This window comes from Paenibacillus sp. ACRRY, assembly GCF_022346995.1.
Classification (GTDB): domain Bacteria; phylum Bacillota; class Bacilli; order Paenibacillales; family Paenibacillaceae; genus Paenibacillus.
On the sequence record NZ_JAKRNM010000010.1, the window covers coordinates 89,176 to 104,769 of the forward strand.

The following is a 15,594-nucleotide window of genomic DNA, read 5'->3' on the forward strand; positions in this document are numbered from 1 at the left end:
GCCTTCAACGTATCGTTGAGGGCTCTTAATCACGTTTCTGATCAGTTATAAGTGTGTTTGTATATATGCTGGAATATTGAGGCTTGCTGGCGTATAATCAGAATACATTAGTGATAACCATTCTCATTCAGAGTAAGTATGAGGTGAAACGGAAGTGTTACAAATGATCGCAAACGGTAATCTCTTATTTTTCTCTGCATTCCTGTTCCGCTATGTTCATATCGAGCGTCATGTCGAACCTTCTGAACAGGTTATGCTTGAAGTCAACTGTGATCGGCATGTGCTGCTGTTCTGCGAACAGGGCGAAGGTCTTGTATATATAGGATCTGAGTTATACCCGTTCATCTCCGGCAAGATATACCCCATGGCTCCAGGAGAGAATTATCAGTTGGAGCATAACCGTTCGGATGACATGAAATATACGGTGCTTCATTACGATGCCGTGCACATGGTAACAGGGGATCCGGAACTTTACACTCGTTCTCTATTTGAAGAAAGGGAGCAGATGAACGACTTTTCACCTGGCGCGTTATTCGGCATGCTGGATTTATTGGAATCGGCTAGTCTCTATCAAACGGATGCGGAATATAGCCGGTTGAATGTACATTTTCAAAAATTGATGGAACTAGTGGTGTCCCGCTATACACTGCCCAAAACAGAACAAAGCCCGGATGTCAGAGTACAGAGCACAATTCAATACGTGGACGAGCATTACGCTCAGAATATAAATGTACAGAAATTAGCACGGCTCGCGAATCTTCGACCAGCTCAGTTTACAGCTTTGTTCAGGCAAATTACAGGCCGCAAGCCCCTTGAATACCTTAACCATGTACGCATTGAACAGGCGAAGGAATGGCTTTCGCTCTCCGATGAACCACTGCGCGATATTGCTGGCCGTGTAGGTTTCCGGGATGAGTACTATTTCAGCAGACGCTTCAGGCAGCACACCGGACTGGCTCCCCGGCAATATGATCGATCCCTTCAACGACATACACTTGTTCAAGATTGGGCTGGACATGAAGTAAACATTCCTGGGCACCCTGAGCGGATTCTATTCTATGGAGATTCGGCGGGGGACTTACTCGCGTTAGGGCTTCCCGTGCTTGATGGCAAAGCGTATGATGTTTTACCTTCCATTGATCTGGAATGGACCGTGCAGAAGCAACCGGATCTGATTTTGTTCGATAGTACGAATGAACAGTTGTACCAACGGCTTGCCCGTATTGCTCCTACTTTAATATACAACTCCCATGCGATCTTGGAAGAGCGCATCCGCAAAGTGGGAAGTTGGTTTGGCATGGAGATGGATGCAGAGGTGTGGATAGCATCTTATCATACAAGAACAGAGGAGATGTGGAGCAGCATAAGACCTTGGATTCAGCTTGGCGAAACGGCTTCGGTGCTTGTGCATCATCGAGGTGCCCGCTTGTTTGTCATGGGCAATATCGGACTGGCTCCGTTTCTGTATCACCCGCAGGGTTTTGCTCCTGTAAGCAAAGTGCAAGAAGCTCTAGCAGCAGGGAGGGCTTACAAGGAGATTTCAACGGAGTCGATAAGCCAGTATGCGGGTGACCACATCTTTGTCATGATGCCAGAGAGCGACGCAGCCAGGGCAGCAACGGAGAAGCTGTTTGAAAGTGATGAGTGGAAGGGACTGCCCGCCGTTAGAAATGGAAAAGTGTACACGTTGGATGAGCAGGTGTGGAATATGGGAGATGCCTTATCGAACAGCAGACTGCAGAGTCTGTTCCCTGAATTGCTGAACGAACTGGCCCATCCTCTCTAATCGTCCACTTGCAGCCGTTGAAGTCATAAATAAGGTTGATCAAAACGTTGTTGCAGGCTTCGCGCGGATCAAGCTATGATAACAGGTATTACAGTTCGGAGGAGTGCAAGTCATGACAAAACAACAACAGGGGGAAATGCGTGTTGCCCTGATTCAGGGTGATATTCAGCTTGGTGATCCTGAGGCCAATCATAAACATATGCAGACCCTGCTTGAACAGGCAGTGGAACAATATCCGGATCTGGCGCTGGCCGTGCTGCCGGAAATGTGGAATACAGGTTACGCTTTGGAACAAATCCATGAGCTTGCTGACCCTGAAGGGCAAAAATCACGGGAGTGGTTATCGGCATTTGCCGAGAAACATCAGATTTCAATTGTCGGTGGATCCATAGCAGAGAAGCGAAATGGACAAATTTACAATACCATGTATGCCTACAACAGAGACGGAGAGCAGGTTACACGTTATGATAAATTACATCTGTTCCGCCTGATGGATGAGGAGAAATATTTGCAGCCTGGAGCTGATCCTGAGATTTTCGAACTGGAGAACGGTCTGACAGCGGGTGCTTCTATCTGTTATGATATCCGTTTTCCTGAACTAGCCCGTACGCTTGCTTTGAATGGGGCCAGAGCATTGATCGTACCTGCCGAATGGCCGAATCCGCGTTTGCATCACTGGCGCACGCTGCTGACAGCACGAGCTATTGAAAATCAGATGTATGTGATTGCATGCAACCGAGTCGGTAAAGGGGGAGACACCGAATTTTTCGGACACTCTCTCATTATTGATCCTTGGGGCGAAATTGTGGCTGAGGGTGGAGAAGGGGAAGAGATCGTGACCGGACTGATTCGTCCTTCCCTTGTAGATGAAGTGCGGGGACGCATTCCGGTTTTTGAAGACCGTAGACCTGGTATTTATTTTGGTGCAAAATAATTAAAAGAATAATTCCAGTAAAGTGTTTATTCTTCCAGGAGGAGGGTAATGATAACTATCCCGTCACCAAGGAGGATGATCAATCAATGGACAACCATGTGAAAGATACGCTCAGGAGACTGGAACAGGAAAACACAAGGGAAGATCACTTGAGGCCATTCTTAGAGAATGGTGCAGGAGGGCTATCACCGCCTGAACAAGCTGTTCAGGATGAAGGCCGACTGGTCAATCAACAGAATAGGCTGACGAGTGAACGTAATTTGCGAAAATAAACAACATGACATGAATATCTCTTATGTACGTTTCTACGTTAACTTTAGATCATGATATCAGCAACATTGTGATGTAACGATGCACTGCGATTTCATGCAAGAACTTGATTCTGCTTATGCGGGAGAAGAGTATAGAACAAAGGCTTGGCCCGTATGGGTCAGGCCTTTGTTTATTTGTTTCATCGTAATGACTAATCTACAGAGGTAGGATTCTCATAGTCTCCTTCGGTAAGCTTGGCAACCGTCTGTTTAAACGTATCAATAAAAGCTTCTGCCGCTTTGGACAGAACACGTCCCTGACGGTAAGCGACGACGAGGGTACGACTTGGGACAGGTTCAGCAAGTGGTACATAGACAGGCACAAACTCACTGCGTGGTGCCCTGGCTATGAAGCGTGGAACAAGTGTAATACCCATGCCTGTAGCTACAAGCGATTGCACGGTTTCTATGTTATTGCTCTCAAATACGACATTCGGATCGAATCCAGCCTGCTCACACAGATCAAAGGTCAGTTTGCGGAAGCCTTGTCCTTTTTTCAGTACAACAAATGACTCGTCCCTAAGCTCCTCCATATGCACAGGGATCGGATGATCCGTATTTCCTCTGACGGCAAGGGGGTGATGAGGAGGTACCGCCAGATCGATTCGCTCTTCGCCGATTGCAACATATGACAGGCTTGGTTCCTGCAAGGGTAAGGAGAGCAGGCTGAGATCAGCTTTGCCGCTGGCTGTCAGTTTCTCCAGCGTTAGACCGGCGTCTTCAAGCAACGTAACTTCGATATCCGGATAGGCTTGCTGATAAGCGGGGAGTACATGCGGCAGAAGGTGGGAACCGGTAATCGGCATGCTGCCCACAACGACTTTACCTTTCCGCAGCTGGGAGATATCTGACATTTCCTGTCTGAGTAATTCCACAGCATCCACAATTTTTTGGGCTTGCTCCACAAAGGTGACCCCAGCATGTGTCAACTCCACCGTGCTGGTATTGCGCTGAAAGAGCAGAACGCCAAGCTCTTTCTCAAGTTTAGACAATTGCTGACTGAGCGAAGGCTGGGCAATATGAAGTTTCTCGGCAGCCCGGGAAAAATTCCGTTCTGCAGCAATCTGCAGTGTATATTGAAGTTGTCTGAATTCCATTTGCACTTGTCATTCCTTTCGTTATGCCACCATTATATCATCATGGGTAAATAAATCATTTTTCTGTTATGAATATATAGAAAAAGCATTGACACTGGTAGTGAAGCAACGTAGTATAAGCATTATATGATAATGATAATTGTTATCAATTAAGAGCCGCTGTGAATACAGTGGTTTATTGTCGTTCAACTCATTATAGGTCAAACCTATTACATCTATAGATAGTATATCTTGGAACAATGAAGGACAGGGTGATATATTTATGTCATTCAAGAGCTTCACAGTTTAGACAAACACCAGAGGCTCTTCCAAGGACCGAACTTATGATGAGGTGAAAATGATGAGTAAAAAAACAATGTTTGAGAAAATTTGGGAAAATCACGTAATTCATCAGGAAGAAGGAAAACCGAGCATTCTGTATATCGATCTCCACCTTGTGCACGAGGTAACTTCTCCACAGGCTTTTGAAGGCTTGCGTTTGTCAGGACGTAAGGTACGTCGCCCGGAATTAACGTTTGCGACAATGGATCATAACGTTCCTACCAAGGATCGTTTCAACATTACAGATCCAATCTCCAAGCAACAAATTGATACACTCTCTCAAAACTGCCGTGACTTTGGCGTAAAACTGTATGATCTGGATACGATTGACCAGGGTGTTGTACACGTAATGGGACCAGAACTTGGTCTGACTCACCCAGGTAAAACCATTGTTTGCGGTGACAGCCATACGTCCACACACGGTGCATTTGGTGCACTGGCATTCGGAATCGGAACCAGTGAAGTGGAGCACGTAATGGCTACTCAATGTTTGCAGCAGGCAAAAGCAAAAACGATGGAAGTCCGCTTCGTCGGGAAGCGTAATCCGGGCGTAACAGCAAAAGACATGATCCTCGCAGTGATTGCCAAATATGGCACAGACTTTGCAACAGGTTATGTTATTGAGTATACGGGCGAATCGATCCGTGAACTCAGCATGGAAGAGCGTATGACAGTATGCAACATGTCTATCGAAGGTGGAGCAAGAGCAGGTATGATCGCACCGGATGAAACGACTTTTGAGTATCTGCGTGGACGTGAATATGTACCTGCTGATGCCAAGTTTGATGAAGCTGTTGCGGCTTGGAAAGAGCTTGTTACAGACGAGGGTGCCGAGTTTGATCGTGTTGTAGAGATCGATGTGGAGTCCCTGATTCCGCAAGTAACTTGGGGTACCAGCCCGGGTATGGGAACAGATATCTCATCCAAAGTGCCTGTTCCGGCAGAACTGCCAACTGAAAATGAACGTAAAGCAGCTGAAAAAGCGCTTGAATATATGGGTCTTACACCTGGAACACCGATTTCAGAAATTCCGGTAGACTATGTATTTATCGGTTCTTGTACGAATGGACGGATTGAGGATTTGCGTGCGGCAGCTCAAGTTGCCAAAGGCCATACAGTGTCCAGCAATGTTACGGCAATCGTGGTTCCTGGCTCAGGCCGTGTAAAAATTCAGGCCGAAAAAGAAGGTTTGGACAAAATCTTCACGGAAGCAGGATTTGAATGGCGTGATGCAGGATGCAGCATGTGTCTTGCAATGAACCCGGATGTGTTGAAACCTGGACAACGTTGTGCATCGACATCCAACCGTAACTTCGAAGGACGTCAAGGACGCGGAGGACGTACCCACCTGGTATCTCCGGCAATGGCTGCAGCTGCAGCGGTTAAAGGTCACTTTGTCGACGTACGTGACTGGAATTTTAAAACGGAAGCAGTTATCTAACAGGTAACGGACAGAAGGGAGAACGGATCACATGGAAGAATTTAAAACACTGCAAGGCATCGTTGCACCGGTAGACCGGGTCAATGTAGATACAGACGCGATCATCCCAAAACAATTTTTGAAGCGGATTGAACGTACCGGATTTGGACAATTTTTGTTCTACGAATGGCGTTTCGATGAAGAGGGGAATAACAATCCTTCCTTCGAAATGAACAAATCCCGTTATGAAGGAGCATCCATTCTGATTTCCCGTGCGAACTTTGGCTGTGGCTCATCCCGTGAGCATGCGCCTTGGGCGATTATGGACTATGGATTCCGTTGTGTCATCGCACCATCTTTTGCGGATATCTTCTATAACAACTGCTTCAAAAACGGCATCCTGCCAATTAAATTGTCTGAAGAGCAGGTAGAAGATCTGTTCCAGCGGACAGCTGCCCATGAGGGCTATGAACTGAATGTTAATCTGGAAAACAAAACGATTACCGATGCACACGGACTGCATATCGATTTTGATCTGGATGAACACCGTCGTCAATTCTTGCTGCAAGGTCTGGATGATATCGGTCTGACATTGCAACATGATGATGAGATTACAGCATATGAGCAGCGTCATGCTGCAAAATTGTTTGGATAATACCTAATATAGCTAATAAAAAAGCTTCTGTTTCTCCGTAGGAACGTCGTTCCGATCAGAGACAGAAGCTTTTTCTATTATCCAGTGCCCATTTAAAACTTGTCATCTTGCTGAAATTTTACGCTTCAATCAAGTCATCATCTATAGGTAGAATTCCTGATTCTTTTTTGCTGAATACTTCAATATGTAATCCCCGTCATTTTTTAAATCTCTTGATGCGATTTTGATCTTGGTATAGTCCAGTCGTGTCTCTCTAAGCACACGTTTAACTGCTTGTATCCCAAGTGTCTCATCCATTACAAAGCAGTAAATATTCAAAGCGTACTGGGTAACTGGATTTGCCGTTTTGCCCATATCGTGTCCATCTACAATTCCCAGACCTTTCCAACCCAGCTCATGTATCAGTGCTTCACTGGCTTTATCCTTGAGCCATAGATCACGTTTACTGCCTGTCAGACTCTTCATCGGATATTGGATAACCAGCATGTAACCATCGTCTTCTGAAGCTTGTTTGTAACCTTGGTCTGAATAGCGATTAAGAAAATCAATCTTGAATTCGTCCTCATTGTTAAACGAGGCTGGAAAATCCATTCTGGTCGTTGTACCAACCGTACCGACTTCGCCGATATGCTCCACAACCTGATCCTCTTCAATCCAGTATTCTGCGTAGAGCAGCTTGTCATTGGATACTTGTTTATACAATGTGATCACTATTTTCCCTCCTATGAAAAAAACTTTCATTCTTTCTAAACGATAAAAAAAGATTGGACACTTCCAATGAATAAGGATCTTCTTAAAATAGCTCATAAAATATAATAACATCAATTGTTGATATTTTTGACAAGATATTCAATTCATCTCGATTAAAAGAAGACATTTCCCCGATATGATCTCTTTTTTTCGTCTTGGTTCCGACTAAATATGACAACGTTGTAACCGGATGAAAAGCCATTATCTGATAAACTGATTAGTATATTATGGAAAGTTACATAGAGGGCTATTCGAAGGAACAGAACACATCAGAATGGTGGATGATCTATGAAGAAATGGTCGGCTGCAGTCGTTATCTTTCTGTTCATGTGTTTATTTCCTGTCGCAGCTCATGCAGGCGTCGTGCCCTCAATTGTTCTTGATGGTGTAACCATTGATCAGCGATCGGGTGCACCTGCGGAGAATGTCGGAAATACCGTGATGGTTCCAATCCGCATTGTGTCAGAGAGCCTCGGTTATCAGGTGAAGTGGGAAAAGGAATCCAAGTCTGTTCTGGTGCAGAAAGGGAGCCAAAGTATAGCGATGACCGCTGGTGAAGATACAGCAACAGTCAATGGGAGCCCTGTAGAGCTGGATTCCCCACCTTTGGTCAAACAAGGAACCACGCTGGTCCCCTTGCGCTTCGTCGGAGAAGGCATGGGGCTTGAAGTAGGATGGGACAATGGAACCAAGATGGTCAGCCTACGCACTGCTTCACCAGTGGCAGAACAAGATGAAGAGGATGAGGCTAACGAAACTCCTTCTCCCAGCTTGAATGCTGAGCTTCAGAGTATCAGTTTCAGTAGTAATCGATTGATGATAACGACAAATGGAGAAGTCAAGCCGAAGCTGTCCACTCTCGGTGCACCGGATCGGATTATTGTGGATATGCCTGAAACGACGTTCTCTGACTCTTTTATGCAGGGACATGCCTTCAACTCTGATGGCAGTGGCAGCATTGTGGTTACAGATTCCGCTGTGGTATCCAAGGTGCGCTATGCCATGTTCAGCCATTCACCATCCACGGTTCGTGTTGTGTTTGACTTGAAACAATCCGCTACAGCCCAGTGGTCGCTTGGAGATAACAATGTACTGCTAGTCGATCTGACAGCAAGTAGTGGGGATTCTTCCAGTCAGCCAGCCTTACCAACCGTTGATGGCAAGAAAGTGGTGATTATTGATCCCGGGCACGGCGGGAGGCAGTCGGGAGCAGTAAGTATTTCCGGAAAGTATGAGAAGGACTTTAATCTTGCCGTGGGTTTGAAAGTACAGGCACTGCTGCAGAAGCATGACGACATTCAAACCGTGATCACGCGACAGGATGATACTGAGCTTTCCTTGCAGCAGAGAGTCGAGATGGCGGAACTTAATCAGGCGGACATTTTCATATCCATTCACGGCAACAAATTTACGACTCCTGATCCGAACGGAATAGAAACGCTCTATAGTCGGATAGAGAGCAAAACGCTGGCCGATATGCTTCACACACATATAATGCCAGTTACAGGGCTTAAGGATCGCGGTGTGAAGATGGTCAGCCTGCATGTAACTCGTGAGACGTCCATGCCTGCAGTTCTGCTCGAGCTAGGTTTTATGAGTAATCCAACAGATGAAGCACTCATGCTGACGGAAGATTATCAGGAACGGTGTGCAGAAGCAATTGTAGATGGAATTATAGAATTTTTAGGGCTCTAAGGCCGGTTATTCGTAAATACGCAGTTTAGGACAGTTCGTTGTTTTCAGATGTTTGATTGATAAAAAAGGAAATAAAAAGACATTAAAATGTAGAAAAAGCTTGATTTGACAACGTTTTTTTTCTGTTATGTTGGAATATATTCGCAACTTTTGAGAGTATGGGGCGTCTAAATAGGTGTCTGGTAATGCCCTCGTGGTCAGTCGGAGCTGTAAGTCACAACATGCGGCGAAAAAATATGAGAATGGTAGGGGTGAAGGATGAAGAAGTTCGGTTTTTTGGTACTGTTATTTGTCTTTGGGCTCGTTTTCCCGGGCTATAGTCATGCAGCTGTGGATACGAAAATTATCCTAGACGGGAAAGAAATTGTGCAGCCATCGGATGCCAAAGCGGAAATCATCAATAGCAAAGTGATGGTACCGATTCGGGTTATTTCCGAAAGTCTGGGGTACGGTGTGGAATGGAAGCAAAGTACAAGCACCGTGACGATAAGCAAAGACAACACTGCCATGCAGATGATTGTTGGACAGAAGACGGCAACGGTGAACGGCAGTAACGTGAACCTAGATGCCCCGCCACTCGTAAAAAATGGTACGACTCTTGTGCCACTCCGATTTGTCGGTGAACAAATGGGTCTTAAGGTGGGTTGGAACAACACCACGAAGACGGTAACATTAGTTACCCAGAATTCAGGTTCCGGAAACGGAACAACAACTCCTCCGAATTCCGGCAATAATGGCGGAGGTTCAAATGAGGAAGGTCTTGTACTGGTGAACGGCATCAGCTTCAGTGACAACCGCTTCTTTATTGCAACAAGCGGAGATACGAAGCCGAACGTCTTCACGATGACAGGACCGGATCGGATCGTTATCGACTTACCTAATACAGCATTTGCTGATTCTTTCAGTGAGGGACAAGCTCTTGACAGCAACCAGAATGGACAGCTTGTAGTCAGCGGTTATCCCGATGTTTCCAAGATTCGGTATTCGTTATACAGTAACAGTCCTTCTACTGTTCGTTTTGTCATTGACCTTTCGAGTGCCAAAGGTTATGACGTTCAAAACGATTCGGGTTTGATTATGGTTGATCTGAACAAACAAGGCGCGACACCTACCCCTCCAGTTGGAGATAATGGCAAGAAAGTTGTCGTAATTGATGCAGGACACGGGGACCAGGATCCTGGAGCAATTGGTGTTACCGGAAAACGGGAAAAAGATTTTAACTTGGCGATGGCTTTGAAGGTGGAAGCACTGCTGAAAAAAGAGTCTAAAATTGACGTTGTGTTAACCCGCAGCGATGATACTTTTCTGGCTTTGAGTGAACGTGTGAAAATAGCCGAAAAGGTAAACGCGGATATTTTCATTTCCATTCATGCTAATAGTGGGCCTGCTGCTGCGAACGGTGTAGAAACCTTCTATACTCGATCCACTAGTAAGGAATTGGCTACCATCATGCACAAGTATCTTCTGCAATCTTCCGGATTAAAGGATCGTGGCGTGAAAACGGCAAGCCTCCATGTAACCCGTGAAACGACAATGCCAGCCGTTCTGCTGGAAGGCGGTTTCCTGAGCAATAAGAGTGATGAAGCAGCTCTGTTCACTGAAAGTTTTCAAAACAGTGTTGCGAAGGGTATTGTTGCAGGAATCAAGGAGTATCTGGGAATTAAATAAGGGTTAACCCTTATGATCAGGAGGCGGAGTTAGAATGAACAAAAAAATATGGATTGCAGCACTGTTGGTAACGGTTATGGCAGTTGCTGCCGGATGCGGAAGCAAGCCAACAGCAGCTCCTGCTCCAAGTCAGACTCAAGGGGCAGGTACGGAAGTTAGTGTCCCTGAGGATCAAAATAATGAGAATGAGACAAATGATACGGAAATTACAGATCCTGTAACTGTGGAAACAGAAGGTACGACATCTACACCGGATTCGACACCTTCCAGCTCAGGTTCGGAAGGAACAACTTCCTCGGGAGGAACTTCCACGGATTCCAGCAGCACTTCACAGAGTACGGAGCAAACAACAATCAAGGTGTTTTATACCGATCCGGAAGAGCTGGATCTGCATGAAGCCACTGCAAGTATCTCCTACGCAGCAGATGATGATAAATACAAGGCAGCATTTGCGGCTTTACAGCAAACGGCAGATGACAAACTTGTACCACTGTGGGCCAAAGAGATTGAATTGAAGTCCGTAAAATTTGATGCAGGTGCACTTACATTGGATATTCATATGCCTGATACCGCGCGTCTTGGTGCAGGTGGAGAAGCATATGCAATTGATGCATTGAAGAAAACATTCTTCCAGTTTGATGAAGTCAAATCGCTTGATTTGCTAGTGGACGGGCAGCAATCTGAGAGCTTGATGGGCCATGTTGATCTTGAGCATCCAATGACAAGATCCGAATAGTTTCGCTGCAGTCTGTTGTTTTACCGTTTTCCAATGGATATCGACCGTTTTACATGAGAGGGGAAATCATAGGTGACTTTTAAATATAACAATCCATCACACTCTAAAAAAGTAGTATCAGCCGTGCTTGCAGGCATGATGGCCCTTAGCGCTGGCGGAGCTGCCATGGCAGCAGAATCAACAGAAGCGGAGCAGAGCCAGACTGCGGCTGTAAGCAATACGACTGCACCTGCAGGTTTGTTCAGTGATATCAAGGTTGGATACTGGGCTGAGAAGCATGTATATAAGCTGGCAAACCAAGGGATCCTTCTCGGTAACAATGGTCTGTTCCGTCCTGGAGATGCGGTGACACAACAGGAAGCTGTAACCATGGCGATCCGTTTTATGAACCAGGAAGGCCAGTTGAACGACAGCACGGCTACGGCATTACCGACAAATATGGAAGTGGGGAATTATTTCAAGCCATATGTGGCTTTGGCGCTCCAACTGGGACTGATTGATAAAACGGAAGAATCTACAGCAGACGTAACTAAAACAACATGGGGACAAAAGCCAGCATCGCGTGAGTGGATTACCAAACTGCTGATCCGTTCATTAAACAAAGAAGCTGAAGCGAAAGCTCAGAACAGTCAATCCACTGGGTTCGCCGATGATGCAAGCATCTCCGAAGATGGCAAAGGTTACGTCAATCTGGCAGTGAGCCTGGAGCTTGCCAAAGGTGTGGAAGGTAACAAATTTAATCCAACTGGATCGGTTACAAGGGCCCAATTAGCGACTTTCTTCAGCAGAGGAGAAGCGTTAACAGATACAGCTTATCCGAACACGTACACGGGTTATGTAACTGGATTAAAAGATGGTCAGATCAGCCTGCTGGTTGATGGGAAAGTAACAAACTTTATGGTGAACAGCAGCACTCCATATTTCACAAAAGATAGTGAAACACGTGTGACAGAACCAAATGTTAAGCTCTATACCAAAGTACAAGTGGTTGGAGCTGCTGGAAATGCAGCTTATGTGGAAGTGATCGATGCGACACCGCAGGTGGAGAGTGTCGAAGGCACATTTGCGCGTTCGTTGTCAGGCAATAAAATTGGGATCTTTGTTGGCGAGAACTATGAAACATACGGGTATGATGAAGCAACGGCTTTTATCGACCAGAACGGAAATACTATTAAGTTGGCTGATATTACAGCAGACAGCATTATTGAAGTGCAGCGCGAAACCTTCTCCGCTGACAAAAAGACGGTTGCAATCCGTGTGAAGTCCGGCATTGTCAACAAAAGTGACAGTGGTGTGATTGCGGAAGTGAGCACAACCGGGAAAACGATCAAGTTCACGAATGCTGCTGGAACCACAGAGCAGTTTACGTATGGTGATAACCTGATCATTCGTTATCAGGATCGAATTCTGTCTTTGGCTGAGCTTAAAGCAGGCAGTACCGTGAAATACACGGTGAAGGACAGTGTTTTGCAAACCATCGAATTGTCTCAGGGTGTAGAGCAGTCTGTGCGCGGCACCTTGGTGGAGATTGGTGGCAATCAGTCAACATTGACGTTTAAACGTGAAGGTGGCTCTCTCGAAGCAAAACTGCTGGCTGAGAATCCGGAGGTAGTAATCAACGGAATCCAGGACGCATCATTGTCAGATCTGATTACGGATGCAACGAATGGTGATCAGGTTGAACTGACGCTGAATGGGGAAGATCGTGTAACACGAATTCAGGTTATTGGACGTCAGATGGAACCGATGAACGGAGCTTCTGTAGTTTCCTACAACAGCAAAACCAAAGTGCTGACTGTGCTGGACAGCAATAAAAAACCATTTGTATTTACGCTGGATGACAAAACGAAACTGGACTACAATACAACCAAGCCTACGCTTGCAGGATTGGAATCGCTATTGAATGAAGGCCGCAAACTCGATCTGACGTATGTCGGAACTAGAGCGTTGTCCGTAAAAGTCATTTACAAATACGAAGGTACGCTTAGCGGAATGGATACAAATAAAAAAACCATCAGCGTATTGTCTGGTAATCAAACCATCACGGTTCCTTATTCTACTGTTCCGGCAGTAGAGATCTACAACAAGTCTGGAGCAGGTCTGAGTGACCTGAAGATTGGTGATAAAGTAACCGTTACGCTTGGTTCCAATCAGGATTATGTACAAAAAGTGTCATTGAACACCGTGGCCCAATTTGAAGTCGTATCTGTAGAGACCAATGGTCGTGTTCGTGTGAAATCGGACTCACTGACAAGCCAGTTTTACGTGGATCAGGCAGTTTTGACAGGTGAAAGTGGACAAACTATTACCGCTTCTCAACTGACTGCCGGCAATCTGATTAACGTGACTTTCGAGGGAACTACTCCTAAAGCGGTGCAGGTCGTGAAACGGACTTTGGCAGAAGTGGCATCTGTTGATGCGAATTCGGTAACACTGAAGTTGTTTAATGGACAGAGTGAAACCGTAGCTGTTAGCGGTGCTGTAAAAGTGATCAAGTCCGGCTCTACATTGACCACATTAAACAGCCTTACGGTGGGTGACCGTGTCGAAATGACCAAGGATACGGATAATTCCACTCGCTTCAGAGTGATGACCATTATGAGTAAGCAGTTCTGGTCTTATGATGGAGTTGGTAACCAAATCCTGGTTAAACGTGAGTCCACTTCAGACACAAATTACCGTTTTGCACTTGGTACAGGCGTATTTGTTCACCAGGGTGACAACACTTTAAGCGTGCAATCTCTCAAAGATAATGATAATATTGTATTGTATCTCCTGAATAACGTAGTGATGGAGATTCAAAAACAGTAATCGTATTTTTCGAGGATCAAAAGAATGACCGTCTTGATGCGGGATCTTTCCCCCATCAGGACGTTTTTTTTGCAAGCTTTTTGGCGTCCCCGCAGAGCACTCGAAATAAGCTTGAAAGTAAGTCTCCACACGGTGTGGTGATTTTGTGGGAGGTAGCTCTTCATGAATGCAGCGACGGTTAGGCACATACTCGATACGATGGAAGCGATGTTCCCTGATGCACATTGCGAATTAAATCACAGCAATGCGTTTGAATTGACTGTAGCTGTCCTGTTGTCTGCCCAGTGTACCGATGAAACGGTAAACAAGGTGACCGCAGACTTGTTCCAAAAGTACACCTGTCCTGCCGACTATCTGGCGGTTCCACTCGAAGAGTTGGAACAGGACATCCGGCGTATTGGCTTGTACCGGAACAAGGCCAAGCATATTCAGAACATGTGCCGTATTTTAATAGAGCAGTATGGCGGTGATGTACCGCAGGAACATGATCAGCTTGTGACGCTGCCAGGTGTAGGGCGGAAAACCGCGAATGTGGTTGTTTCCAATGCATTTGGTGTACCGGCCATTGCGGTGGATACGCATGTTGAACGTGTATCCAAACGGCTCGGGCTGGCAGGCTGGGACGACTCCGTACTTGAAGTCGAGAAAAAACTGATGAAGCGCGTACCCCGGGATGAGTGGACTTTAACTCACCACCGGATTATTTTCTTTGGACGCTACCATTGCAAGGCGCAAAATCCCGGTTGTCATATTTGTCCATTGCTGGACGTATGCCGGGAAGGGAAAAAGCGTATGAAAACGTCCCAAATCAGGAAAGATAAGGAACGTGCTACAACCCCAAAACGAAAAATAAATTAATGACCAGAAGAGGATGAGTAATCATGAAATGCATTTCCGTGTACACTGACAATTTTGAGGCCTTCTCCGATATTTTTGAACAAATCGTTGAACAGGAAATGGCTGAGAACGAAGAGAAAGAAGTCGAAGGCATCACAGTAAGCCACTCTGGCGACGTGCCTGAACACTATTTGGAGCGTATGTCTACAAAACCGGAAGTTGTGGTTATGAGAGACAAAGGAAGAGACATTACAATTTTGCAGCATGGCCAAGTATTTGAGATTTTGCTGCCATCCCTGGAGAATGCTGTTTCCTAATTTTTCTGGTAAACGCAAGACATGTTGCATCAATGCTGGCATCGAGCTTATCACATAAGTTCATGCGGGCATTGAATGCGACATACATAGCTATGCACAGTGAACTTTGTGTAATCAATAGAACCACAACTTAGATAAAACCGACAGATCGGTTTTATTTTTTTTAGCAAAAATGAGCATTTCTTCTGCATCGCTTACCTTCAAATGGGTGTAAACCGTTCAAATTCGGTTCGTCTAATGTTAAAATACATTTATT

At 45.6% G+C, this 15,594-nt stretch carries 13 protein-coding genes; 11 read left to right on the plus strand and 2 right to left on the minus strand.

Features of this window, described 5'->3' with window-relative positions:
• The first annotated feature begins 163 nt into the window (after positions 1-163).
• The 3 genes from MH144_RS25155 to MH144_RS25165 all read left to right on the plus strand — a co-directional run bounded on the left by MH144_RS25155 (position 164) and on the right by MH144_RS25165 (position 2,992).
• Positions 164-1,786 (plus strand): AraC family transcriptional regulator, encoded by a 1,623-nt coding sequence (locus MH144_RS25155; RefSeq protein WP_239305104.1) that lies wholly within the window; start codon positions 164-166, stop codon positions 1,784-1,786.
• Positions 1,787-1,898: 112 nt separating this feature from the next.
• Positions 1,899-2,720: a carbon-nitrogen family hydrolase gene (locus MH144_RS25160; RefSeq protein ID WP_239305047.1), complete on the plus strand. Its 822-nt coding sequence runs from the start codon at positions 1,899-1,901 to the stop codon at positions 2,718-2,720.
• 86 nt (positions 2,721-2,806) lie between these two features.
• Positions 2,807-2,992, plus strand: coding sequence for a hypothetical protein (locus tag MH144_RS25165; protein ID WP_095292751.1), 186 nt, complete (start codon positions 2,807-2,809; stop codon positions 2,990-2,992).
• A gap of 191 nt (positions 2,993-3,183) precedes the next feature.
• On the opposite strand, the gene MH144_RS25170 is transcribed toward MH144_RS25165, so the two are convergent.
• Positions 3,184-4,128: a LysR family transcriptional regulator gene (locus tag MH144_RS25170; protein WP_239305048.1), complete on the minus strand. Its 945-nt coding sequence runs from the start codon at positions 4,126-4,128 to the stop codon at positions 3,184-3,186.
• A 340-nt stretch (positions 4,129-4,468) separates the two neighbouring features.
• On the opposite strand from MH144_RS25170, the gene leuC reads away from it, so the two are divergent.
• Both leuC and leuD read left to right on the plus strand, forming a co-directional pair.
• Positions 4,469-5,890 carry a 3-isopropylmalate dehydratase large subunit gene (gene leuC / locus MH144_RS25175; protein WP_056696989.1) on the plus strand — a complete coding sequence of 474 codons (1,422 nt, stop codon included), beginning with the start codon at positions 4,469-4,471 and terminating at the stop codon, positions 5,888-5,890.
• 31 nt (positions 5,891-5,921) lie between these two features.
• Positions 5,922-6,524 carry a 3-isopropylmalate dehydratase small subunit gene (leuD, locus tag MH144_RS25180; RefSeq protein ID WP_095292742.1) on the plus strand — a complete coding sequence of 201 codons (603 nt, stop codon included), beginning with the start codon at positions 5,922-5,924 and terminating at the stop codon, positions 6,522-6,524.
• Positions 6,525-6,665: 141 nt separating this feature from the next.
• Here leuD and MH144_RS25185 read toward each other — a convergent pair whose 3' ends face one another.
• Positions 6,666-7,235 (minus strand): hypothetical protein, encoded by a 570-nt coding sequence (locus tag MH144_RS25185; RefSeq protein WP_239305049.1) that lies wholly within the window; start codon positions 7,233-7,235, stop codon positions 6,666-6,668.
• 327 nt (positions 7,236-7,562) lie between these two features.
• Here MH144_RS25185 and MH144_RS25190 point away from each other — a divergent pair, with 327 nt between their 5' ends.
• From MH144_RS25190 to MH144_RS25215, 6 genes are all read left to right on the plus strand, one after another.
• Positions 7,563-8,969: an N-acetylmuramoyl-L-alanine amidase family protein gene (locus MH144_RS25190; protein ID WP_239305050.1), complete on the plus strand. Its 1,407-nt coding sequence runs from the start codon at positions 7,563-7,565 to the stop codon at positions 8,967-8,969.
• 258 nt (positions 8,970-9,227) lie between these two features.
• Complete coding sequence (locus MH144_RS25195) at positions 9,228-10,637, plus strand: N-acetylmuramoyl-L-alanine amidase family protein (RefSeq protein ID WP_239305051.1); 1,410 nt, start codon at positions 9,228-9,230, stop codon at positions 10,635-10,637.
• 34 nt (positions 10,638-10,671) lie between these two features.
• Positions 10,672-11,373 (plus strand): GerMN domain-containing protein, encoded by a 702-nt coding sequence (locus tag MH144_RS25200; protein WP_239305052.1) that lies wholly within the window; start codon positions 10,672-10,674, stop codon positions 11,371-11,373.
• A 72-nt stretch (positions 11,374-11,445) separates the two neighbouring features.
• Positions 11,446-14,184 carry an S-layer homology domain-containing protein gene (locus tag MH144_RS25205; RefSeq protein ID WP_239305053.1) on the plus strand — a complete coding sequence of 913 codons (2,739 nt, stop codon included), beginning with the start codon at positions 11,446-11,448 and terminating at the stop codon, positions 14,182-14,184.
• Positions 14,185-14,346: 162 nt separating this feature from the next.
• The gene (gene nth / locus MH144_RS25210; RefSeq protein WP_239305054.1) at positions 14,347-15,042 is read left to right on the plus strand and encodes an endonuclease III; all 696 of its coding nucleotides are present in this window, start codon (positions 14,347-14,349) and stop codon (positions 15,040-15,042) included.
• A gap of 23 nt (positions 15,043-15,065) precedes the next feature.
• Positions 15,066-15,338 (plus strand): NAD/NADP transhydrogenase alpha subunit, encoded by a 273-nt coding sequence (locus tag MH144_RS25215; RefSeq protein WP_095292936.1) that lies wholly within the window; start codon positions 15,066-15,068, stop codon positions 15,336-15,338.
• Positions 15,339-15,594: the final 256 nt, after the last annotated feature.